The organism is Novosphingobium kunmingense (assembly GCF_002813245.1).
GTDB lineage: Bacteria > Pseudomonadota > Alphaproteobacteria > Sphingomonadales > Sphingomonadaceae > Novosphingobium > Novosphingobium kunmingense.
This window is the reverse complement of record NZ_PHUF01000002.1, coordinates 521163-541765: the sequence shown is the minus strand read 5'-3', so window position 1 is coordinate 541765 and position 20603 is coordinate 521163. Positions and strand designations below refer to the sequence as shown.

22 protein-coding genes are annotated in these 20603 nt (G+C 63.5%); 18 read left to right on the top strand and 4 right to left on the bottom strand.

All coding sequences use genetic code 11. The annotated features are described in order from the left end of the window. Positions 1-19: 19 nt before the first annotated feature. Together B0I00_RS02655 and B0I00_RS02650 are read right to left on the bottom strand one after the other, a co-directional pair. Positions 20-286, bottom strand: a complete 267-nt coding sequence (locus B0I00_RS02655; RefSeq protein WP_232730086.1) for an AlpA family phage regulatory protein — start codon at positions 284-286, stop codon at positions 20-22. A gap of 54 nt (positions 287-340) precedes the next feature. Then, positions 341-802, bottom strand: a complete 462-nt coding sequence (locus B0I00_RS02650) for a transcriptional regulator (protein ID WP_100865788.1) — start codon at positions 800-802, stop codon at positions 341-343. Positions 803-1152: 350 nt separating this feature from the next. On the opposite strand from B0I00_RS02650, the gene B0I00_RS02645 reads away from it, so the two are divergent. From B0I00_RS02645 to B0I00_RS02560, 18 genes are read left to right on the top strand one after another with little or no spacing between them, the layout of a single operon-like run. Next, on the top strand, positions 1153-1482 hold the full coding sequence (locus tag B0I00_RS02645) for a hypothetical protein (protein ID WP_100865787.1): 330 nt from the start codon (positions 1153-1155) through the stop codon (positions 1480-1482). Between the two features lie 27 nt (positions 1483-1509). Then, positions 1510-1797, top strand: coding sequence for a type IV conjugative transfer system protein TraL (traL, locus tag B0I00_RS02640; RefSeq protein ID WP_100865786.1), 288 nt, complete (start codon positions 1510-1512; stop codon positions 1795-1797). 12 nt (positions 1798-1809) lie between these two features. Next, the gene (locus tag B0I00_RS02635) at positions 1810-2382 is read left to right on the top strand and encodes a type IV conjugative transfer system protein TraE (protein ID WP_100865785.1); all 573 of its coding nucleotides are present in this window, start codon (positions 1810-1812) and stop codon (positions 2380-2382) included. Continuing rightward, on the top strand, positions 2382-3137 hold the full coding sequence (locus B0I00_RS02630; protein ID WP_100865784.1) for a type-F conjugative transfer system secretin TraK: 756 nt from the start codon (positions 2382-2384) through the stop codon (positions 3135-3137). Before B0I00_RS02635 ends, B0I00_RS02630 begins: the two co-directional genes overlap by 1 nt. Next, positions 3130-4467, top strand: coding sequence for a TrbI/VirB10 family protein (locus tag B0I00_RS02625; protein ID WP_100865783.1), 1338 nt, complete (start codon positions 3130-3132; stop codon positions 4465-4467). The genes B0I00_RS02630 and B0I00_RS02625 overlap by 8 nt, the downstream gene beginning before the upstream one ends. Then, positions 4464-5345, top strand: coding sequence for a DsbC family protein (locus B0I00_RS02620; protein ID WP_100865782.1), 882 nt, complete (start codon positions 4464-4466; stop codon positions 5343-5345). Before B0I00_RS02625 ends, B0I00_RS02620 begins: the two co-directional genes overlap by 4 nt. Beyond that, entirely contained in the window at positions 5338-6132 is a 795-nt protein-coding gene (locus tag B0I00_RS02615) for a conjugal transfer protein TraV (RefSeq protein WP_100865781.1), read from the top strand. Before B0I00_RS02620 ends, B0I00_RS02615 begins: the two co-directional genes overlap by 8 nt. Next, entirely contained in the window at positions 6132-8678 is a 2547-nt protein-coding gene (gene traC / locus B0I00_RS02610; RefSeq protein WP_100865780.1) for a type IV secretion system protein TraC, read from the top strand. The genes B0I00_RS02615 and traC overlap by 1 nt, the downstream gene beginning before the upstream one ends. Before the next feature lie 31 nt (positions 8679-8709). Further along, complete coding sequence (locus B0I00_RS02605) at positions 8710-9105, top strand: hypothetical protein (RefSeq protein ID WP_100865779.1); 396 nt, start codon at positions 8710-8712, stop codon at positions 9103-9105. Beyond that, entirely contained in the window at positions 9102-9509 is a 408-nt protein-coding gene (locus B0I00_RS02600; RefSeq protein ID WP_100865778.1) for a TrbI F-type domain-containing protein, read from the top strand. Before B0I00_RS02605 ends, B0I00_RS02600 begins: the two co-directional genes overlap by 4 nt. Next, complete coding sequence (locus B0I00_RS02595) at positions 9496-10020, top strand: S26 family signal peptidase (protein ID WP_100865777.1); 525 nt, start codon at positions 9496-9498, stop codon at positions 10018-10020. The genes B0I00_RS02600 and B0I00_RS02595 overlap by 14 nt, the downstream gene beginning before the upstream one ends. Continuing rightward, positions 10017-10664, top strand: a complete 648-nt coding sequence (gene traW, locus B0I00_RS02590) for a type-F conjugative transfer system protein TraW (RefSeq protein ID WP_408635193.1) — start codon at positions 10017-10019, stop codon at positions 10662-10664. The genes B0I00_RS02595 and traW overlap by 4 nt, the downstream gene beginning before the upstream one ends. A 59-nt stretch (positions 10665-10723) precedes the next feature. Then, positions 10724-11689: a conjugal transfer pilus assembly protein TraU gene (traU, locus tag B0I00_RS02585; protein WP_232730133.1), complete on the top strand. Its 966-nt coding sequence runs from the start codon at positions 10724-10726 to the stop codon at positions 11687-11689. Continuing rightward, positions 11686-12453, top strand: a complete 768-nt coding sequence (trbC, locus tag B0I00_RS02580) for a type-F conjugative transfer system pilin assembly protein TrbC (protein WP_100865775.1) — start codon at positions 11686-11688, stop codon at positions 12451-12453. Before traU ends, trbC begins: the two co-directional genes overlap by 4 nt. A gap of 14 nt (positions 12454-12467) precedes the next feature. Next, positions 12468-14177 carry a conjugal transfer protein TraN gene (locus B0I00_RS02575; RefSeq protein WP_100865774.1) on the top strand — a complete coding sequence of 570 codons (1710 nt, stop codon included), beginning with the start codon at positions 12468-12470 and terminating at the stop codon, positions 14175-14177. Then, complete coding sequence (locus B0I00_RS02570; protein ID WP_100865773.1) at positions 14158-14994, top strand: conjugal transfer protein TraF; 837 nt, start codon at positions 14158-14160, stop codon at positions 14992-14994. Before B0I00_RS02575 ends, B0I00_RS02570 begins: the two co-directional genes overlap by 20 nt. Before the next feature lies 1 nt (position 14995). Beyond that, positions 14996-16432 (top strand): conjugal transfer protein TraH, encoded by a 1437-nt coding sequence (locus B0I00_RS02565; protein ID WP_100865772.1) that lies wholly within the window; start codon positions 14996-14998, stop codon positions 16430-16432. A gap of 36 nt (positions 16433-16468) precedes the next feature. After that, complete coding sequence (locus B0I00_RS02560; RefSeq protein WP_100865771.1) at positions 16469-19171, top strand: conjugal transfer protein TraG N-terminal domain-containing protein; 2703 nt, start codon at positions 16469-16471, stop codon at positions 19169-19171. Positions 19172-19185: 14 nt separating this feature from the next. Here the strand turns inward: B0I00_RS02560 and B0I00_RS02555 are convergent, their stop codons facing one another. Both B0I00_RS02555 and B0I00_RS02550 read right to left on the bottom strand, forming a co-directional pair. Continuing rightward, on the bottom strand, positions 19186-19416 hold the full coding sequence (locus B0I00_RS02555; protein WP_100865770.1) for a hypothetical protein: 231 nt from the start codon (positions 19414-19416) through the stop codon (positions 19186-19188). Between the two features lie 295 nt (positions 19417-19711). Next, positions 19712-20542, bottom strand: a complete 831-nt coding sequence (locus B0I00_RS02550; RefSeq protein WP_198519126.1) for a hypothetical protein — start codon at positions 20540-20542, stop codon at positions 19712-19714. Positions 20543-20603: the final 61 nt, after the last annotated feature.

The following is a 20603-nucleotide window of genomic DNA, read 5'->3' as shown; positions in this document are numbered from 1 at the left end:
AGATGATCAAGCCCGCTTATCACGAGCCGTGAGGTGAGTTGGCGACTCGTTCGATCCATTCCTCGATCTCCCGCTCGACCCACACGGCGCATTTGGCGCCGAGGGAGCGCGACTTCGGGAAGCGCCCATCACTCATGCGCTGGTAAATCGCCGATCGCTTCATGCCGACGCGCGCCATCACTTCGGGGAGACGAAGCAACCTGTTACCGGCGTACTTCGCGGGACCATCGATGTCAGAAGGTTCCGGCACCGAATTCGATTTGGACTCCGGGGAAATCGCAGACATTCTTGTTTCCTGGAAGATTGAGAAGCTCGGTCCCCTCCGAGGTTCAAGCAGGCGTCAGCGCGCGAGCGCCAACGCGATGTCGCGGTCGGCAAAATCGTCGATGTGCTTAGCCAGCATGCGCGCCACAAGTTGAGACGTTCCCTTGGCCCAACGCGGACTGAGGTCCCCAATTCTTTGGCCGAGGGTCCGTTCCAGCTGACCTGGCAAGGCCTCGAAGAACTGCTCAAGGAATTCGCCCATCGCGCAGCGCATCCACTCGCACGCGAGATCTTCCTGACCCGTGAGCGCAAGAACGAGGGTCGCGCGCGGATAGGCGCCGCAGGAATCCAGGATGCGGGCCGCTTCATCGACTCCGATCGGGCGTTCGCCGCGCATTACGCGCAGCAACGTCTCGCGATGCATCCCAACCTCGCGAGCGATCTGATGACGAGGCTTGTCTGCCCCCTCAACGGCAAATGTCAGTGTTCGCGCAAGGCAATCATTGGCCTGCCGGATCGCGGTCGCGGCGTGTTCCATTTTTTGTCACTCCTTCGTGGTCGTGGATCGAGTCGGTGGCATAACGCATGGCCATATCTGTAGGAAATAGAAAAGAACAGTAACAGAACATCGCGTTTATAGGCGAATCACAACGAGAGGCGAGGCAGCCGGAATACTCCGACGCAATCGCCCGATTCTCCCAGCAAGCCACCCACAGAATACCGTCATTTCCGGTCGTTAGCTCCGACGGTCGACCCAAAATCTGTCCATATCAGTCCGGCTAGATGGGAATTGCATCGCCGACTATTTCCTACATGGATTTCCTAGACGCATGAAGAAAGCACAGCGAACGAATGGCGCTGTGTTCACCCCTCCAAGCGGAGCTTCACATGCAGTCTCTCACCCTCCCCCGGCGCATGCACACCAACGGCCTTGGCAAGGCCGTCAATCTCGCCATACCCGTCGCCATCGCCGCGCTGGCCGCGAGCGCCGCCTATGCCGGCGCGGACACGACCTTCACCCCGGCACTGACCAAGTTTACCGACTTTCTCGAAGGGTCGGGTGGCAAGATCATCACCGTGATGAGCCTCGCCGGCGGCCTCATCGGCCTTGCCTCGGGTCGCTTCTCGCTCGGGCAGGTCGCGGTTCCGGTGGGCGTCGGCATCGGCGTCGGCACGGGTGTCCCGATCGTCACCTCGGTCGTGACCGCGGTCATCTGACGGACGGGCACGGGAAGGCGCGTCGTCATGGCGGACCCATACATCATTCCCCGGCGGCTCGACGACCCGGAGCTTATCGGCTTCTGGACCATCGACGAGTTCGCCGGAATGATTGTCCCCTTCACCTGGGGGATCCTCAGCCAGCATATCTTCATCGGCATCCTTGTCGCCTTCGGCGCCTGGTTCGCGCTGCGAAAGGCAAAAGCAGGACGCGCCAGCTCCTGGGTAGCCCATGCCGCATATTGGTATCTGCCGGCCGGATTTCTGGGCCTGAAAGCGACGCCGCCTTCCCACTGCCGCCTGCTTGCAGGTTGAGGGGAGAAACCCATGTTTGCCGACATTTCGCACGAGCGTCAGCAGTCGCTGCTGCGCCAACGTAACCTCCTGGCGCTCACGAGCGCAGGGCTTGGGTTAGCCCTCGTCGTAGCGACAAGCCTCGCCGCGACCCGTGATCGCGAGGTCGTCCTGCTGCCGACGCTGCCCAAACAGCTGACCGTGACCAGCGCCGGCGTTCAGGCCGACTATCTCGAACTCGTTACCCGTGACGCCGCGCTCATTCTCCTGAACCGAAGCCCCGAAGGTCTCGACTACTGGATGAACGAGATCCTGAAGCTCGCCGATCCTGGCAGCTACGGACGCCTCAAGGCCGACCTGGTTCGCATCGTCGAGGAACAGCGCGGCTCGGACGTCACCCAGGCCTTCGTCATCCGCTCGATGACCGTCGATCCGAAGGGACTGACGTCCGACGTAACCGGCACGCTCAAGACCTTCGTGGGCGCGCAGGTCATCGCCAGCGACGAGCGCCGCTTCCGCTTCAGCTGGACCTACCGGGGGCTGCGCCTCGCACTCTCGGGCTTCGTCCAGCTCCCCCCGCAAGACAAATTCAAGGAGCCCCAGTGATGGCTTACCGATCCCGCAGCTGGGCAAGAGCCGCACTGCTTGGCCTCATGCCCCTGGCGACCTTCATCGCCGAGCCGGCATTTGCCGATCAGTTCAAGCAGGCTGCCGACGGCGCCGGCATCGACTGCGAGGTCTCGGCCCGTGAACTGACCCGGTTCGCTTTGGTCGATGACCAGTTCGCCAGCGTCTCGAAGATCTCTACGGGCACGCCGTACAATGATTTCGCGGTCACCAATGAACCGCTGCGCGGCGACATTTATGTGTCGGTCCCAGAGACCTACGCGGCGAGGTCAATCAGCTTCTTTGCCACGACCAAGAAGGGGTTCGTCTACAAGATCGCCTGCCGCATCGAGAGCATCCCTGCGGCGCAGGTTTTCATCACGAACCCCGCGATCGCGAAGAGCGATGCCGCGCGCTGGGAAAGCGAAACGCCGCTCTCCACGAGTGCGGTGCGCCTGGTCCAGGCCATGGCCAATGACCGGACGATCAAAGGCTTCGAAGTACGGCAATCGTCGGCCCTGCCGGCGCGGGTCGGCAATCTCGAGATCCAGCTCGTCGCGGACTATCGCGGCGCCAGCCTCGCCGGGAAGGTCATCCGCGTCACCAACCGCGGCGGCAAGAGCCTGACCCTCAGCGCGAGCGATCTCGCCCCCAAGGACACCCTCGCAGTTTCGATCGCCAATCCGGTGCTCGAACCCGGCACCAGCACGACGGCCTTCGTGGTCGGCGCGAATGGGGAGAGCAGCCATGACTGACACCCAAACCCATCCGGTGCCTCTGCAGGCCGAACCTGCGTCGCCATCGGAAGTGACCGGTCTCAACGCCCGAACTGCACGGCGGCAGAGGCTCCTTCTTGGCACCATCGGCGCGATTGCTCTGGTCGGCGGCAGCTGGTTCATCCTGGGCGGTGACGACACGGCGAAGCCCAGCGATCCCAACGCGGCGCAGACCATCGACACGGCAGGCCTCGTCAACCGCGATCTGTCGCAGCGCGAATTTGTCGCCACCTATGGCAACCGTCTCGACGCAGTGACGCGTGAGCAAAAGGCTCTCAAGGACGCGGCGGCCCCGCGCACCGAAGTCGAAGCCCAACTTGCTGCCCTCAAAGCAGAGAACCAGGCGATGCGGGTCGATGGCCAGGCGGCGATCGATGCGATCTCGGCAGAGAATGCCGACCTCAAGTCCCGGCTTGCCGCCCAGCCCGCGGCCCCGGCTGCGGCGCCGCCTGCACCGGCCTATGGCTCGCAGGCAGGAGGTTATGACGCGCGAGGCCGCACGGCGACGCCGCCACAGGCCGGCGCCGGCACATCGGTTGGCGGAGAGGCGATGGTTCCTGCCCCCGGCGAGGTGAAGCTAATGAGCTTTACCTCGGATAAGGCAAATACAGGCGGCTTGAAGGCGGCAAGGCCCGATGCTCCTCCGGTCGTGGTCGAAGACTCGCCCGACTATCTGCCGCCCAACTCTTATGCGCGGGCGCGGGTGATTGTCGGGGTCGATGCTTCGGCTGGTGTTGCCAGCCAGACGGATCCTTTGCCTGTCGTTCTCAGGATTACGGGACCGGCTCGCTCGGTCCTGCAGAACGGCAAGGTGCTCACGACCCGGATCCAGGGCTGTGTGGTCAATGGCGCGGCGCGCGGTGATCTCTCTTCGGAGAAGGTCTACGTGAAGCTTGCCCGCATGACCTGCGACCAGCCGGGCGGACGTGTGGCCGTCTCCGAGGTCAAGGGCTTCATCAGCTTTGCCGGCAAGTCCGGCGTGCGCGGCCGTGTCGTCAGCCGCGAGGGCAGCCTCGTCAGCCAGGCGCTCCTCGCCGGGATCATCGGCGGGTTCGGCCGGGGCTTTTCCGCCAACTCGAACAGCGTCTTTTCGGGCGTCACCACCAATCCCGACGGCAGTCGCGCCAAACTTTCCGTCGGCGACATCGTTGGCGGCGGACTCGGCCAAGGTGCGGCGGACGCGGCCGATACGGTCAGCAAATATCTGATCGAGCGCGCTGAACAATACCAGCCCGTCGTCGAGATGCCGACCGGCATCGATGTCGAAATCGTCTTTCTGGACGGCGTTTACGTGAGGAATTCCCGATGATTGAGAGCCTTGATCCGCCAACTCGCCGCTGGCTCCGCCCGGCTGCGGGCATTGTCGCCCTTGTTACCTTGTCCGCCGCCACCGGCTGGGGCGTGGCCAGTCTCGCCTCGACGGCAAGCGGCCCCGATACCGCGAAGGTGCGAGCAGCGCTCAAGCTGCGCCTGCCCAAGACGCCGATCGACGCGATCAACTGCAAGGACCTTGGCGGCCTGTGCGAAGTCGCTTCGAAGTCGACGCTCTTCTATGTCGATCGGGCGGCCAAGTATCTCGTCATCGGACGGGTCTATGACATGGAGGCGCGCCAGGACCTTACGGCGGCCCGGTTGCTGGCGCTCAATCCCGACCTGCTCGCCGCAGGCGCCGCCCGGCGCCCAAGCGACGAGGATGCGCCTCCCCCCCAGCGCGCAAGCGTGCCGACGCGGGTTTCGCTGGCCGGGTTGCCTGCCAACGGCGCGATTGGCTGGGGACCGGCGGCCGGCCCCAGAGTGGTAGTCTTCTCCGACTTCCACTGCGGCTACTGCAAGAAGCTCGAAGCCGAGCTGAAGGCGATTGGCGCACGGGTCGAGGAAAGGCCGATTTCGATCTTCGGCGCGGAAAGCCGCAAGGATGCCGAGCGCGTGATCTGCTCGGCCCGGCCCGAAGTCGCGCTGCACATGGCCTACTCGGGGCTGGCACTCGCCAACCCCAAGCCCTGCGACACGAGCGGGCTCGATGCCAACGAAGCCTTTGCCAAGGCCCACGGCTTTGGCGGCACCCCGGTCATCGTCCGCCCATCCGACGGCGCCGTCCTCGAAGGTTTCCGCCCTGCGGCTGCGCTCCGGGCATTCCTGAGCGGCGCTCCCACTCGTTCGATCACAAAGGACAAAACCCATGGCTAAACCCATGCGCCTTCTCGCCTGTGCGTGCCTTGCGGCCCTGGTCAGCGGCTGCGCCACCTTCGGCACCAATGTCGAAGGGGACTTCACCTGCCGCGCGCCCAAGGGCGACTGCGCGCCTTCGCATGTGATCGATGCGCGTGCCACCGCTGTGGTCGAGGATGGCGCCGCGCCGCATGACATTGCCCGCGTCCGCGCCGGGGTTGCAGGCGGTGACACCACACGCACGGCCGAACGCACCCTCAAGATCGTGTTCCCGGCGCATGTCGATGAGGCGGGCACACTTCACGATGAAGCCGTCGCCTGGACTGTTATCGAAAATCCGCGCTGGGCCGCAGAACTGCGGCGCAAGGCGGGCGAGGAAACCGCTCCGCCCCTCATGCGTCAGTTGCGGCGCCAGCTCAAAACGGCCCAGCAGAAGGCTGGCGCGGCGAGCGAAGAGCCCGCGCCGAACGCGGACGCAGCACAGGGCGATGCGGCGCCGCTCGAAGCACCCGATCCCCTACCCCAGGCCTCGCCATTCTCGCTTGCCGCCCCGCCTAGCCCAGATTCCGCCGTTGCCTCGCCGCTGGCCCTCCCCTCCACGGCGCGCGAGGCCGTAGCCGGTGCGAAGGCACCGGCGGTCGAGGGGTTCGACATGCCTTCTCCCCCGCATGATCGGACCCCTCGGCCTCTTGGGCAGGCTGCATCGCCCAAGTTCCCGAGCATCGAGGCCATTCAGGCGGCGATCGCCAAGCGCTCAGCAGGCAAGACCACCGAACCCGCCACACCCATCAAGGATCACAAGTGATGGCCGAGAAACTGAAGTCGATTATCGACCGCGTGCTCTCTGGCCTGCTTGGCGATGCCGAACATGCCGAGAAGGAGCGGCCGCACCTCATGCTGGACATGCTGTCGGACTGGCTGCCCTACCGCGTCTACGACCCGCAAAGCCGGCTCTATTTCAACGCGCGGTCGAAGGGCTTCATCCTCTCGGTGACGCCGCTGATCGGAGCCGACGAACGGACCGGCGAAATCCTCGGGCAGTTCTTCTCCGAAGGGCTTCCGGCGGGCGCTTGCCTTCAGGTTCTGCACCTCGCCAGCCCCCGCATCAGCCGGATCGTCGCCCCCTGGTTCGCGCCGCGTTATGTTCAGGCCGGCGTCTATGAGGCGATTGCCCGGCACCGGGCAAAGCGGCTTTACGGGCTCGTCTGGCAGTCGGGGTCGGCGGACGCACCCTTCCATGCCCGCCACCATCAGGTGATCATGTCGGTCGGCGTTCCCGCTTCCAAGGCAACCAGCAACGAAGAGCTCAAACAGACCCGTGACGGCCTGATTGCGATGCTCAAGTCCTTGAACCTCGGCGTTGCCGAAGTGGGGCCGCAGGAACTTATCGGCGTGATCGACGATCTGACGTCGCCGACGACCGCACCGCAGGACGATGCGGTTCCCTATAATCCCAACGATCCGATCGCCGTGCAGGCCATCCGTCACGACATTGAACTCATCGTGCACGAAGATCGGATGCAGCTCAGGACCGAGCGTTTCCGTGCGACCGGCAAGATCAATGACGGCGTTCCCGAGATTGGCATCGTCTATCCTGATGCCTTCGACGTCAGGCATTTTGCATCACGGAACATGCCGCAGCGCTGGGCGCCGTGGGAGTGCGCGCGGCTGATCGGCGATCTCTTCACCGACAAGCTGCGTTTTCCCTGTCCCGCCGCGACCATGCTCTGTCTCGTCTATCCCGACCAGGAAGCCGCTGCGGCGAAAGCGGGCTTCAAGTTCATGCGCACGACAAGCCTTGCCGGCACGCGCAGCGCCCGCTTCCTGCCGCGCATCGGTGAGCAGGCTACCGAATGGCAGCACGTTCAGTCCGAACTCCAGGAAGGCCGCCGGCTCGTCCGGGTCTTCTACGGTCTCACGACTTTCTCGCCGCTGGGCCATGGCGACCGGCACGAGCGGGCGATCAAGTCGATCTACAAGGCGGCAGGCTGGGACCTTGCCGACGAGCGTTATCTTCAGGTGCAAGGTCTGCTTGCCGCCATGCCGCTGACATTGGCCGATGGTCTCGGCGCAGACATGGAGCGCCTCAAACGCTTCAAGACCGTGCTGTCGACGACGGCCGCCAACATCGCCCCGATGCAGGGCGAATATCTGGGCGGCACCCACCCGCACCTGCTGTTCGTCGGGCGCCGCGGCCAGCCTTTCTTCTGGTCGCCGTTCGAGAACGAAGCGGGCAACCACAATGTCGCGATCTGCGGCAAGTCAGGTTCGGGCAAGTCGGTGCTGCTTCAGGAGATGTGCGCGGCCCTGCGCGGAGCCGGGGCGCAGGTCGTGGTCATCGACGATGGACGCAGCTTCGAGCATTCGGTCAAGCTTCAGGGCGGGCGATTTGTCGAGTTCACGATGAAGGCAGGCTTCTGCCTCAATCCGTTCTCGATGATCGATGTGGCGCGGGCGCAAGAAGACGACGACTATCGTCTCGACTGCTTCGGCATGATCAAGGCGATCGTCGGCCAGATGGCGCGGCACAGTGCGAAGCTCACGGATACCGAGCGCGGTCTCATCGACCGGGCGGTCAACACCGTCTGGAATGAGCACGGCGCCAATGCGAGCATCACCGCTGTGGGTGACTCGCTGGCGGCGCTCGGGAACGAGGCTGCCGGCGATCTCGCCACGGCTCTCGCACCATACATGGCCGGGGGCACCTACGGCGCCTTCTTCGAAGGCCAGGCGAGTCTCGATCTCGATGCCGATTTCACGGTGTTCGAGATGTCGGACCTTGCGAGCCGCGAGGAACTGCGCGCCGTTGTCCTGTCCGCCATCATGTTCATGACCAGCCAGGCGATGACCCGCAGTTCGCGCTCGGTCAGAAAGCTGCTGCTGATCGACGAGGCCTGGTCAATGCTGAAGGGCGGCTCGATGGGCGAGTTCGTCGAAACCTATGCCCGCACCTGCCGCAAATATGGCGGTGCGCTCGCGACTGCGACCCAGTCGCTCAACGACTACTACAAGTCCGATGGCGCCACGGCCGCGCTCGAGAACAGCGACTGGATGCTGATCCTCCAGCAGAAGCCCGAGACGATCGCAGATTTCAAGGCCTCCAAGCGTCTCGATATGGACGACCGCACCGAGACCTTGATCCGCAGCCTGAAGCGCTCGGGCAACGACTATTCGGAGGTCTTCATCAAAGGCCCGGAGACCGAGGCCATCGGCCGGCTCGTGCTCGATGATTACTCGGCGACGCTGTTTTCAAGCTCACCCCAGACCTTTGCCGCGATCGATGCCGAGATCGCCCGTGGCCATCAGCTCGCCGACGCGATCGAGCGGATCGCTTTCTCCAATCGCACCTGAATTTCACCCTCAATCAAGGATTCCCGTTTTCATGCCTCTTCATGTCGTCACGCCCTTCGACCGGGCACAGGATGCCCGTCTGGACGAAGACCTCGATCTTCCGCCCGGTAAAACCTGGCGCCAGCACGCGGCTGACATCTGCTACATTCTTGTGAAGGCGGGCAGTTTTCTTGGCTCGACCTATCTGATGACGCTCGGCCTGCCGCTGCTGTTCTTCCTGATGATCTCTGGCGGCCGCGTGGATTTGTTGTTCGCGCAAATCGCCAATCTGGCCGACCGCTTTCTGTTCGCCGACCCCGTTCGGCAGGCCAGCTTCGTCGAAGAGCTCAAGTTTGCAGCTGTAGGTCTCGCCACGCTGATGGCGATCTGGCGCATGCCGCGCTTCCTCAATGAGGTGGCCGAAGGACTCCGGGAGGAAAAGCCGTGAAGTACATTATGGCAACATCGACTATATCCAAGCGCCTCGCCGGTCTCAATCTCACCGCCATCGCACTTGGCGCCAGCATGCTGGCCTCGACGCTCTGGGGCGTCTGGGCCACGCACGAACTCCTCGACCTCCAGAAGCGCGAGGTCGTGACGGTTCAGCTGAGCCGGATCATGGGCGAATTCATCGAAGCCGAAGCCCGCGCCGGACGGCCGTCCGAAGAAACCAAGCAGCGGGTGCAGGCATACCTTCAAGCCGTCGAAGCATCGGTCCAGCGACTGTCCCGCGATGGCCGCACGGTTCTCGTCGCCGAGGCCGTAGTGGCCGGCAGCACGCCGGACCTCACCGAGGCTGTACGCGCCGATGTCGTGCGGCGAATGAGAGCCATTCCCGATGCGCGCCGCTGACATCCTGTCCCGATCACCCGCATCGCGGCGCTTGGCGCTGTGGGGTGGGCTTGGCGCCGGGGCGCTGGCGCTCTCGTCACTTGCTGCCTTCGGGCAGAGCCATGCGCTGATGATCAACGCGAGCCCGAGCCTGCCCTATTGGGCCATCTGGCTCGACCGGGATTCTGTCCCCGCTCGGGGCGACATCATCCTGTTCGATCCGCCGGCCTCGCCCTTGCTCGAGAAGCATTTCGGCAAGGAGCCGAAGCCCTTCGGCAAGCGTGTCAGCGGCGTGCCGGGTGACATCGTGACCGAGAAGGACCGCGCCTTCTTCGTCAATGGCCGGCTGGTCGCCAAGGCAAAGCTCAAGAGCCGCCTCGGCGAAGCGCTGGCGCTCGGGCCAACCGGACCAGTTCCCAAGGGCTGCTACTTCGTGACGACCGAACACAAGGACGGCTTCGACAGCCGTTATGCCGCCATTGGCTGGATCTGCCGCCAGCGCATCCTCGGTGTGGGGAGGCCGATCCTGTGAAGGGGCCCCCACTCCTCATCGCGTTCTTCCTTGGCTGCGTGGTAAGCGCGGCGCCCGCTGCGGCGCGCGACTACGGCCAGCAGGGTACGGTCTGGCCCGTGATTGAGCCGGATCTGCTTCAGCAGATCCATGCACGGCTCCAGCATCTCGAAGCCACCGGTGAAACCGCGCGTTTGAATGAGGAACTGAAGCGCCGGACGATCGCGCGGGTCAACCGGCCCGTGCCCGTTGCCGGCATCACATCGGCCTCTGAAACACGCAGCTGGCGCTTCGATCCAACGATCACGGTCGAGCGTGACCTTGCCGACGACAAGGGCCGGATCATCATCGCCGCTGGCACGAGGGTCAACCCGCTCGACACCGTTCCGCTGCGGAGTCCCCTTGTCTTTCTCGACGGCGATGACCCGGCCCAGCTCGCCTGGGCGGCTCTGCGCTTTGGTCCGGCACGCGCAAAACTCATCCTGGTGCGCGGCGCGCCACTGGAACTCATGAAGGCCCGCCAGCGCCGCTTCTATTTCGACCAGGGCGGGACCCTCGTGAAGCACTTCGGCATTCGCGCCGTGCCCGCAACGGTCGAGCAGCAGGGCCGCGTCCTCATCATCACCGAGGCGCCCATCAAGCCGCAGGAGCGGTCACCATCATGAAGACGAAAAGAAGCTTCTTTGCATGGCTTTGCAGCGCATTGTTGCTCGCCAGCGTGAGCATGATGGCGAGCACTCCTGCCCAGGCTTCGGCCGGGCCTGGTCGCTGCACGGGCAAGTTCGTCAACCCGATCACCGACATCTGCTGGTCGTGCCTGTTTCCTATCTCGATCGGGGGCCTGAAGATCTGGCCTTCGAGTCGACCGGACACGAGCAACCCTGCGCTCCCGGTATGTCTCTGTGGCCTCAGGCCCGGCATCGCCATGGGATTCTGGGAGCCGGTCAGGCTCGCCGACGTGAGCATGAAGCCGTGGTGCTTCGTCAATCTTGGCGGGATGAAACTCGATCCGGGCTTCGACATCGGCTTCAAGTCGATGGCAGGCCCCTCGGCGGTTGGCGGCGCGACCCAGTACAACTCGCAGTGGCACGTCCACTGGTACGCCTATCCGCTGATCTACTGGATGGAGATCGTCGCGGATTTCCTGTGCCTTGAGTCCGGTTCGATCGATATCCTCTACATCACCGAGATCGATCCGCTGTGGCAGGACAGCGAACTCACCGCGATCATCAATCCCGAGGCCGTGCTCTTTGCCAATCCGCTGGCGCTGGCGGTCTGCGCTGCCGATTGCGTTGCGGCCACCGCCAAGCTGCCGACGGACGAACTGTTCTGGTGCGCCGGCTGCCAGGGGACGATGTATCCGCTGAACGGCAATGTTTCGGCGACGATCGGCCACGTTCAGGCCTCGCGTCTGGCGCTCGCCCGCTTCTCGTACAAGCTCCACCGCGAACTGGTGTCCTGGGGCACGATGGGCAGCAAGGGGCTTTGCGGCAAGTACCTGATGCCGGTGATGCGCAAACAGCAATACCGCTTCCAGGCCACCAATCCCAATCCGCAGACCAAGGGCCGCTATGCCTGCGCACCCATTGGCGCTTCCACCACCTTCATGTCGGCAGGTCAGGTCTATCCCGCCATCGGCGAGGACATGGGCTATCTGGTCTGGCGCAAGCGGAACTGTTGCGCGCTATGAAAACATTTCCCCATCTTGCTGTAATCGCGTGCTTTGCAAGCGCTGCCGCCTTCGCGGGCGCAACGGCCCAGACCGCCAGCTCAGATCTCGACCTCGAGGCCATCCGTGCACGGGCGGCCAGCCAGGCTGGCGAGGCCGATGCCCTTGCCGCAAGCGCGCGAGCGCGCGCAGAAAAGCTGGCAAACGAAGCCAAGGCGAGCGCTGCAAGTGCTGAGGCCCATGGCAAGCGCTATGTCAGTGAAGCCGCGAAAGTCAGAAGGCCAGCCAGCCCCGACAGCACGTTCGATTTCGACAAGATACTCGCGGATGTCGGCACGATGACGAGCGAAGGCATGGGCCAGGCGCCTCGGTTCATCGCCTTTGCCAGCACTTCGATGCCTCCTGCCGCACTTCGCGCGATGATCGACGATGTGGCCCGCGCTGGCGGCGTGGTGGTGTTTCGCGGGCTGCCGCAAAACAGCGCCAAGGCTCTGACGGCTGCACTGGCGAAGGTCGCGAAGCCGGGCGAGCAACTTGACGGCGTGGGGATCGATCCGCGGCTGTTCCGCGCTTTCGGGATCGAGGCCGTCCCTGCCTATGTCGTCACCAGCAGCGACTTTGACCTGTGCGACGGCTTTGACTGCGTCGGCCCGCTCCCTCCGCACGACCGCATGATCGGCAATGTGACCGCAGGGTACGCGTTGGAAACCTTCGCGCGCGGCGGCGGCCCCGGAGCGCTGCTCGCCACCCAGCACCTTGCCCGCCTTGAAAGGGCGCCTCAGTGAAAAGGTTATGGCCCATGAAACGGCTTGTTCTCGTCCTTGCCTGCCTCACCTCTATCAGCCTGACATCGGCCGGGCCGCTTCATGCCCAGACCACGACCGATGCGGCAAAGGCGGACGGCAAGGCCTTCGGCCGTGACAAGGCCGCAGCGGCGCAGGGCGCAGCAACCATAAATCCTGATGCGAGCCGCATTCCCAATTTCGGCGGTGTGCCGAGCCAGTCGGGCTATTTCGACGATCCTGACCGGATGAGCCGGGAAGCGGCCAGCCAGGCTTCGTCAAGCACGGGCTATCGGACCATGCGCGATTCCATGGACCGGCGCGCACGTTTCGCGCCGCAGGATCTCGATGCCACGATCGCGCGCAGCAAGGTCATTGGCGAAGACCCGCTCTCCTATACCAGCGGCATGGGCATCGGCGGCACGCAGGGCCGCTGCGTGCCCTTGCCGCCGGGAACCGGCACTGCTGGTCGCTACATGGCAACCTGCAACACCGGCTATACCGCGACCCAGGAAACCAGGAATTGCCCAGTCACGCTCACCGCCAAGGTCGAGCAGCGGCAGGTCTATGGCTATTACTGCATCCCCGGCACGGGCGATCCCGCCAATATCTACGATTGCAGCCACTATCCGGCGCCGCAGTGCAAGGTCGTCCAGTCATGGCCGGTCGACATCTGCGATCCGATGTTCGGCTGCTTTCCGAGATTTTATGTCAACGAAATGAGCTGCACGGCGCCGGTCGATGGCGCGACGCCGTATACGGTGACCGGCGAAAATGTCGCCACGACGACCCGTGATGAAAGTCCGTGCGCAGCTCTGGCGGCCGACAGCACCTGCCAGCAGGAGACCGAGACCTGCTCCGACAGCGATCCGGTCACCCGGATAGTCGACGGCGTCGCCGTCACCCAGCCGTGCTGGGCCTGGTCGCGCAGCTACACCTGCGCGAAGTTCACGCAGGCACAGGATTGCCAGACGCTCGAGACCACGCCGGGCTGCAATCTGGTCCGCGAAGACTGCCTGACAGACGAGCCCTGCCGGACCTGGGAGCGGGTCTATGATTGTCCGGTCCCGGATCAGCCTGCGAGCACCAATCAGTTCATCTGCGATGGCGATGTCTACTGCATCGACGGGTCGTGCGAGACGATCCAGCGCGAAGCCAACGACGAGTTCAAGGATGCGGCCGTCGCCTTGAACGCGATGAATCAGGCGCGCCGCGAATTCGACCCGGATAATCTCACCCTGTTCAAGGGAACGCGCGAGAGTTGCTCATCCAAGGTCTTCGGCATCCTGAACTGCTGCAAGGGCAAGGGATTCCCGCTCATTCCGGGCATCCAGCTGCTCGTGGCGCTCGGTTGCAGTCGCGAGGAGATGCTGCTCCACCAGAAGGACGCGCAAGGCCTGTGCGCCTACGTCGGAACCTACTGCTCGTCCTCCTTCCTCGGCGTGTGCCTGACCAAGCGGAAGGTCTACTGCTGCTTTGAATCCAAGCTCTCGCGGATACTCCAGGAGCAGGGTCGCCAGCAGCTGGGCAAGCCTTGGGGCAAGCCCAAGACCGAACAGTGCCTCGGCTTCACCGTCGACGAGTTCGCCCGGCTCGATCTCTCGAAAATGGACTTCAGCGAAGTCTACGCCGAGTTCACCGATGCCGCCCGTCTGCCTGACGAACTGCAGGCAACCCAAGAAATCCAGCAGAAGATCGAGGACTATTATGCCCGTGCACGCCAGTAAGGCGAGCCAGCGGCTTCTGGCCGCCTGCCTCGCCCTCACCGCCTCCAGTCAGTTCATTACCGCCCCGGCGGGAGCCGAAGAGCCGCCGCTTGTCACGACCGATGACAGACAGGACAGCTTCTACTGCGCGGAGCGCCGGCTCGGATACTGGTTCTACTGCGCCAGACCGAAGCCACCTGAGCGCGACAAGACAGTTCAGGCCCCGGCCGTGAGCGCGACAAGCCAGCTCGACGCGGTCACGGCCGAGCTTCGCGAACTCAAGGCCAGGGCGATCATGGAGCCGACGCCGGCCAACGTGACAGCCTACATCCGTTTCCAGCGCGAGCAACTCGACCGGGCATCGCTCTTCAGCGATGTCTGGCAGCGCGCCATCTGGCAGGATCCCGACCTCGACTATACGCTGCAGAGGCCGGTTTCGACGCTCGGCAAGCGCCAGTGGCAGGATGCGCGCGGAGCGGAGCGCAATGCCGTCATGGCGCACCTCTCCGAGCGCTTCGGGCTGTTCTACTTCTTTGCCCAGACCTGTGGCGCCTGCGAGGTCATGTCGCCAATCGTGCAGAGCGTCGCTTCGACCTGGCACATCACAGTGCGCGCGATCTCGACCGATGGCGGTCCATCGCGGCATTTCCCGAGCTACACCGTCGAGACCAACCAGCGGACCCGCATGGGGCTTGAGCCCAAGATTACTCCGGCCGTCGTGCTGTGGGATGCCGCCAACGGCCAGGCGATCCCGATCGGCTACGGCGTGATGTCCGCCGACGAACTTCAGGACCGCATCTACCTCCTCACATCGAAGGAAGCCGGACGTGACTACTAGGATGAGACGCCCAAAGACAGCGCTGCTCGCCGCGATCCTCGCGGCAGCCCTCCCCCTCACCAGCGTCTCTGCCGATGTGGGGAGTTCGATGGATTCGTTCCTCAATGATGTCGGGGGCGCGGCGAATGTGAACGGCCCGACCGCATTCCAGGGGCAGTCGGCGGGCTATTACAGCCTCGGCAATATCTGGACGCGCTTCCCGCAGAAGACGACCAACATCGCCAACCTGCAATTGCCTCGCGCCCGCGCAGGCTGCGGCGGCATCGACATCTTCGCCGGCTCCTTCAGCTTCATCAACGCGAGCGAGATCGTCGCCATGCTCAAGGCGGTCGCCAACAACGCGGTCGGCTTCGCCTTCAGCCTTGCGATCGACACCGTCTGCCCGGAATGCTCGAAGATCATGCAGGAGTTCAGCCAGAAGGCTCAGCTCATGAACAACCTCAACATCAACAGCTGCGAACTGGCCCAAGGGCTGGTCGGCGGCGTCTGGCCGAAAGGCGATCTTGCCGACAAGGCGATCTGCGAGGCGATCGGCAATTCGGAAGGCATCTTCACCGACTATGCCGCCGCCAAGCATGGCTGCGGCACCAAGGGACAGCGCGCCAGCACCACCGCCCAGGGCGCTGGAAAATATGATGACGTGAACACGGGCGTGGCGAGAAACTACACCTGGACCATCCTCAAGAAGTCGGCGTTCTTCTCGCCGAACGGGACGTTCGACCAGGAGCTCGCCGAATACGCCATGACGCTCCTGGGCACGATCATCTACGTGCCGCCCAAGGATGACGAGCCAGGCAAGTTCGTGCCGATCGTAGGGGAATCCTCCTCGACCCTGGTGACATCGCTCCTCGATGGGACGTCGGGCAGCAATGTCCTGATCTTCCACTGCGACGAGCCCGACAAGTGCCTCGATCCGGGGTTCAAGTCGCTGAGTCTCCCCGCTTCGAAAGCGCTCCGCCCCCGTATCTCCGCGCTCATTGCCGGCATGGTGCAGGCGATCCACGACGACACGGCAATCACCGCGGCGCAGAAGGAACTCCTGCAAGTATCGTCGGTGCCGCTCTACAAGATCCTGACCGTGCAGGCTGCCTATGGCCGCGGTATGCCGACCGACGATCGCGAGACGCTGGCCGAGATCGCCGGCGTCGACATGCTGTTCGCCGTCCTGGACCGGATCGTTGGTGAAGCGGGTCGTTCGATGTCGAGCTTCATCGGCGCCGACGAGGCCAAGATCACCATGTGGCAGGGACAGGTCAACGTGGTGCGCCAGGCCCTGGCTGATCGTCAGGCCAACACGCACCTCAAGGTCAACGCCATCATGCAGATCATCGAGAAGACGGCATTCATCGAGAACGTGCTCGCGGCCTCGATGTCGCCGGGCATGGCCGCCTCGCTCGACTGGTCGCGCGGAGTGCAGAACCGCGCCCTCACCCACTGATCGCACCTGAGTACGCACCCAAGCGGGACATGAGACATGGTTGAAATTTTCACGGTCGGCGGCGGCGATTATCTGGTGAACGTGTTCCAGGCAGTCGCGGCCTGGACCGGAAACGGCGGCTACAAGAGCCTGCTCCAGGTGGTCATGGTGATGGGCCTTGGCCTGTCCGCACTCACACTTGCGTTCAATCAGGACTGGCGCGCCTGGATCAACTGGTTCCTCGGCGCGACCCTGATCTACTCCTGCCTGATGGTGCCGCGTCTCGACGTCCATGTGACTGACAGGCTGAACCCGAGCCTTGCACCGGCCAATGTGAGCAACGTGCCCCTGGGCCTCGCGCTCATGGCCAGCTTCACCAGCCAGGTGGGCGACTACCTCACAGGCTCCGCTGAGGTCGTGTTCGGCCTGCCCGGCGATCTCAACTACTCTAAGAACGGCATGATCTACGGCGCCCGGCTCTATGATGCCACGCGATCTCTGCGCATCTCTGACCCCGAATTTGCCGCCAATCTGGACGAGCATTTCCGGCAGTGCATCTTCTACGACGTGCTGCTCGGCCGCTATTCGATGAAGGAGCTCGCGGAGACCAACGACATCTGGGCGACGATCGCGCCGGGGAGCCAGGCCCGCGCACAGCGATTCCTTACCCACGATGCGGCATCGGGCCAGGTAACCTCGAACATCGTCACCTGCCGCGAGGCCTATGATGCTCTGAATGCCGGGTGGGCGGGCCTGGTCGATAGCATGGGGACCGTGTTCGGCCGCCAGCTCTATCCAAACCAGACAGCGGCGCTCGCCAAGGCCAAGCTGTTTGCCGACCTTCCCGTTGCCTATCAATATCTCAGCGGCGTGTCGGCCAGCGCAACCGAAATCTTCAAACAGACCTTGACCATCAACGCGATGAGCCAGGCGATGCATTCGATGGCTGGTGGCAGCGGGGCCGGCAACGTCGATGTCTATGCCCAGACACGGGCCGATATCCAGACCGAGCGGACCTACAGCTCGATCGCCAGCAATGCGATGAAGTGGGTGCCGCTCCTGAACGTCGTTCTGACCGTCCTGTTCTATGCCCTGTTTCCCGTGCTCTTCCCGCTATTCCTTCTGCCCAAAACGGGGCCAGTCGCATTGAAAGGCTATGTCACCGGCTTCTTCTACCTCGCCGCGTGGGGTCCGCTCTTCGTGATCCTGCACATGATGCTGATGTACAAGGGCGCCGCCGATATGACTGCGGTTGCCGGGGCCAATGGCCTCAGCCTTGCGAGCTTCACCGGGATGGCCGACGTCAACAGCGATATCGGCATTCTTGCGGGCTACCTCATTGCCTCGGTGCCCTTCCTGGCGGGCGGGGTCGCCAAGGGAGCGATGGCCATTTCGCACAACGCGACGAGCTACCTCAATCCCAGCCAAAACGCGGCGGAGGAAGCCGCGCGCGAGGCCAGCACGGGCAACGTCGCGCTCGGGAACACGAGCTTCGAGAATTCGACAGTGCTCACGCGCCAGTTCGCGCAAGGAACGATCGCGCCAAGTTTTACCTATGGTGCCGGGCAGACCCGCACATTCAGCGATACCGGCTCGATGACGACAAGCTTTCCCGAAGCCAGCTACGACCAGCTCCCGAACTCGAGCTATCCCTTCACGCCGAGCCTCGGGCAGGAATTCACCTCACGGCTGTCGACCATGGCTTCGCAAGCGCGGTCCAACAGCGAGACCTACGCGAATGTGGCCACGGAATCGACGGCCAGCGCCGTCACCAAGTTCCGCGAGTTGAGGAACCAGTTCAGCCGCGGAAGCGCTTTCGAAAGTGCGACCGGTACATCCAACTCTGACAGCATCCAGACTGCCTTCAGCGAAGTCGACCAGGCTTCCACCAGCCTACAGCGCCAATTTGCTCTCTCACGCCGCGCCGCAGACGATATTTCCACGGCCTGGTTCCTGGGTGGCGAAGCCGGCGCAAGCGCAGGGGTTACCAATGGAGTTCTCTCCGCAAACGTAGGAGCCAAAGGTGGCGGCACCAGAACCTGGACCGACAGTGACATCGGCATCGCATCCGAAGACCGTTCCCGGATTTTTGGAAGCCTTGCCCAGATGTCTGACAGTCGTAACTGGTCGAGCACGCGCGACGGGTTCATTCGCTCGGTCAGCACCTCCTCCAGTTCGTCGGTATCGACCACAGCTGGCGGCATGAACGCATCACTCACCGAGGCCCAAAGCTACAGCCGCGAGGCGCGGCGCACCGAGGAGCTCGCGAAGCGACTGGAAACTCAGGCTTCACTCTTCGAAGGTAACAGTGCAGCGGCAAGCCTCAATCTGTCCCAGGCATACAGGGAATGGGGACTGGCCGAGATTGAGCGAAACCGAGACTTCTATGGTAACGCCCGCTTCGACGACGTTGCTTTCCAGCTCAGCCCCGAAGGGCAGGCGCTCCAAGCCAAATTTATCGAAAGCTACGCTGACCAGGTTCGTGATGGTATCGAAGACCGGCTTGTCCTTGCTCCGGGCCAGCCGGTATCGCGCACTGCGGTGACCAGTGCAGGGTCAATACGCGGACGCGCTTCAATTGGCGGCGGCGCACCGTCAGACATCCCGGCGGTGAGTCCCCAAGGAATTCACGACGAGGTTCAGCGCGTCCAGGGGGCTGGTCGGCAGCGCATTGGCAGTTCCAGAGGGCGTCTCGATGCCGTCACCAAGGGCGCGCAAGGCGCAAGCGCTGAATCCGCCGACGACGTGAAGGAGTGGTGATCGGCGAATGAAGATCACCAGAGACCGAACGACGCACCGGCCAAGAACGCGAAAACGCCCACGATCACGACGACTCCAAGAATCGTGAGCGTTCTCCCCCAAGGGTCCGCCCATGACTTCTGGATCCGATACTCCATCAGGCGGTTCTCACGGATCGCCTGATCGATTTCAGACAGCCCTTCCCATTTGCGGGATACGTGCGCTTCGGCACCCTCAAGGTCGAAGTTCGTCATGATGGCATTCATCTCTCTTCTCCTTGGAACATAGCGAAAACGGCGTCTGCACAATAGCAAATTCGATGAGTTCAATGCCTTTTCACCAACCAGCGGCCGCCTCTGCTCTAACGGCGGGAATGTCGGGACCTTGCGGACTTTCCGGACTTGGAACCTAGAAAACGGTAAGCCGCCGTTGAGACCGTTGTCACGAAGCGACTGCTTCTGGCCCCTGCAAGCTGACCGGTGGCTCCTACATCAGTGGAGGGATCGTCCGCCCAGACGAACTGGACAACAGGCGGATAGAATAGATCCACTCAAGCGCCTATCAGCCGCCGCGCCCTGAGCTCCTCAGCACGAGACGCACGAATGCGAACATGCGAACGAAGAGCCAGTCAAGCTGCTCGGATCGACCGATCGGCTCCTGACTGGTCTCCGAATGGCGGATGCGGAAGCTGTTACCGATTTTCGTTAACGCGACAGCTTCCTCCCCGAGCGTCTCGCGTAGGGCGGTTCCGGGATCGGCGGAGCGGTCTAGGAGCGCGTTTGCTTGGGCCTTCTTGTCCGCACCGGCCTCGAGTGTCTTGAGCCGCTCGAACGCGTCCCAGAGCTTCTCGAGCGCATCCCTCCGGTCCTCCGGCTTCGGCGACATGAAGCGAGAGCGCGCCGCCTCCAGCAGGCGGTCGGTCTCTTCTTCCCCAGTCTGGAACATGGCCCAGCCGAGGGTTTCCGCCACCGGCTGTGGCAATATCCGCCTTGCTTGCCCAACGTCGTCTAGTTGATACGCGACCGCATTTCTGCGGAAAAGCAGGTTCACGTCCGCAACGAAGGCGGCAAGCCCAGCCTCTCGATCCCAGCTCAGGTGGTAATGTCGGTAGAAGGGATGGAAAAACCCTTCGAGCGGCTCGCCCACCGCAGACGCGCAGAATTCGAGCAAGTCGAGGATCACCGGGGTTTCCGGAACCTCTCCGGCGCGCAACGGCCACTCGATCCACGGCACCTCCGCGAGGAGTACGCGTGAAAACGCCTGTTCGTCACAGCCGCAGGGCCCCTGACCATCGGGGCATTGCTCGGGGAAGCGGGCACCAAAGGCGCCGCCGCTGATGCGCGTCTCGATCAGTGCGAGCAGACCACCCCACACCCGTTCGTCGATGGTCACGACCACAGCCGGACGCGGTCCATATGCCCGATCCGTGTAGTATCGCTGGTCGGTCACTGGC

Bases quoted from the DNA above. Each gene is read 5' to 3' on its own strand.
- traU (WP_232730133.1), top strand. From the start codon at position 10,724: ATGATGGCGAGCACTCCTGCCCAGGCTTCGGCCGGGCCTGGTCGCTGC.
- traC (WP_100865780.1), top strand. From the start codon at position 6,132: ATGGCCGAGAAACTGAAGTCGATTATCGACCGCGTGCTCTCTGGCCTG.
- B0I00_RS02635 (WP_100865785.1), top strand. From the start codon at position 1,810: ATGTTTGCCGACATTTCGCACGAGCGTCAGCAGTCGCTGCTGCGCCAA.
- B0I00_RS02615 (WP_100865781.1), top strand. From the start codon at position 5,338: ATGGCTAAACCCATGCGCCTTCTCGCCTGTGCGTGCCTTGCGGCCCTG.
- B0I00_RS02595 (WP_100865777.1), top strand. From the start codon at position 9,496: ATGCGCGCCGCTGACATCCTGTCCCGATCACCCGCATCGCGGCGCTTG.
- B0I00_RS02560 (WP_100865771.1), top strand. From the start codon at position 16,469: ATGGTTGAAATTTTCACGGTCGGCGGCGGCGATTATCTGGTGAACGTG.
- traL (WP_100865786.1), top strand. From the start codon at position 1,510: ATGGCGGACCCATACATCATTCCCCGGCGGCTCGACGACCCGGAGCTT.
- B0I00_RS02565 (WP_100865772.1), top strand. From the start codon at position 14,996: ATGAGACGCCCAAAGACAGCGCTGCTCGCCGCGATCCTCGCGGCAGCC.
- B0I00_RS02555 (WP_100865770.1), bottom strand. From the start codon at position 19,416: ATGAATGCCATCATGACGAACTTCGACCTTGAGGGTGCCGAAGCGCAC.
- B0I00_RS02645 (WP_100865787.1), top strand. From the start codon at position 1,153: ATGCAGTCTCTCACCCTCCCCCGGCGCATGCACACCAACGGCCTTGGC.
- B0I00_RS02655 (WP_232730086.1), bottom strand. From the start codon at position 286: ATGTCTGCGATTTCCCCGGAGTCCAAATCGAATTCGGTGCCGGAACCT.
- B0I00_RS02605 (WP_100865779.1), top strand. From the start codon at position 8,710: ATGCCTCTTCATGTCGTCACGCCCTTCGACCGGGCACAGGATGCCCGT.
- B0I00_RS02650 (WP_100865788.1), bottom strand. From the start codon at position 802: ATGGAACACGCCGCGACCGCGATCCGGCAGGCCAATGATTGCCTTGCG.
- B0I00_RS02570 (WP_100865773.1), top strand. From the start codon at position 14,158: ATGCCCGTGCACGCCAGTAAGGCGAGCCAGCGGCTTCTGGCCGCCTGC.
- B0I00_RS02625 (WP_100865783.1), top strand. From the start codon at position 3,130: ATGACTGACACCCAAACCCATCCGGTGCCTCTGCAGGCCGAACCTGCG.
- trbC (WP_100865775.1), top strand. From the start codon at position 11,686: ATGAAAACATTTCCCCATCTTGCTGTAATCGCGTGCTTTGCAAGCGCT.
- B0I00_RS02620 (WP_100865782.1), top strand. From the start codon at position 4,464: ATGATTGAGAGCCTTGATCCGCCAACTCGCCGCTGGCTCCGCCCGGCT.
- B0I00_RS02575 (WP_100865774.1), top strand. From the start codon at position 12,468: ATGAAACGGCTTGTTCTCGTCCTTGCCTGCCTCACCTCTATCAGCCTG.
- B0I00_RS02630 (WP_100865784.1), top strand. From the start codon at position 2,382: ATGGCTTACCGATCCCGCAGCTGGGCAAGAGCCGCACTGCTTGGCCTC.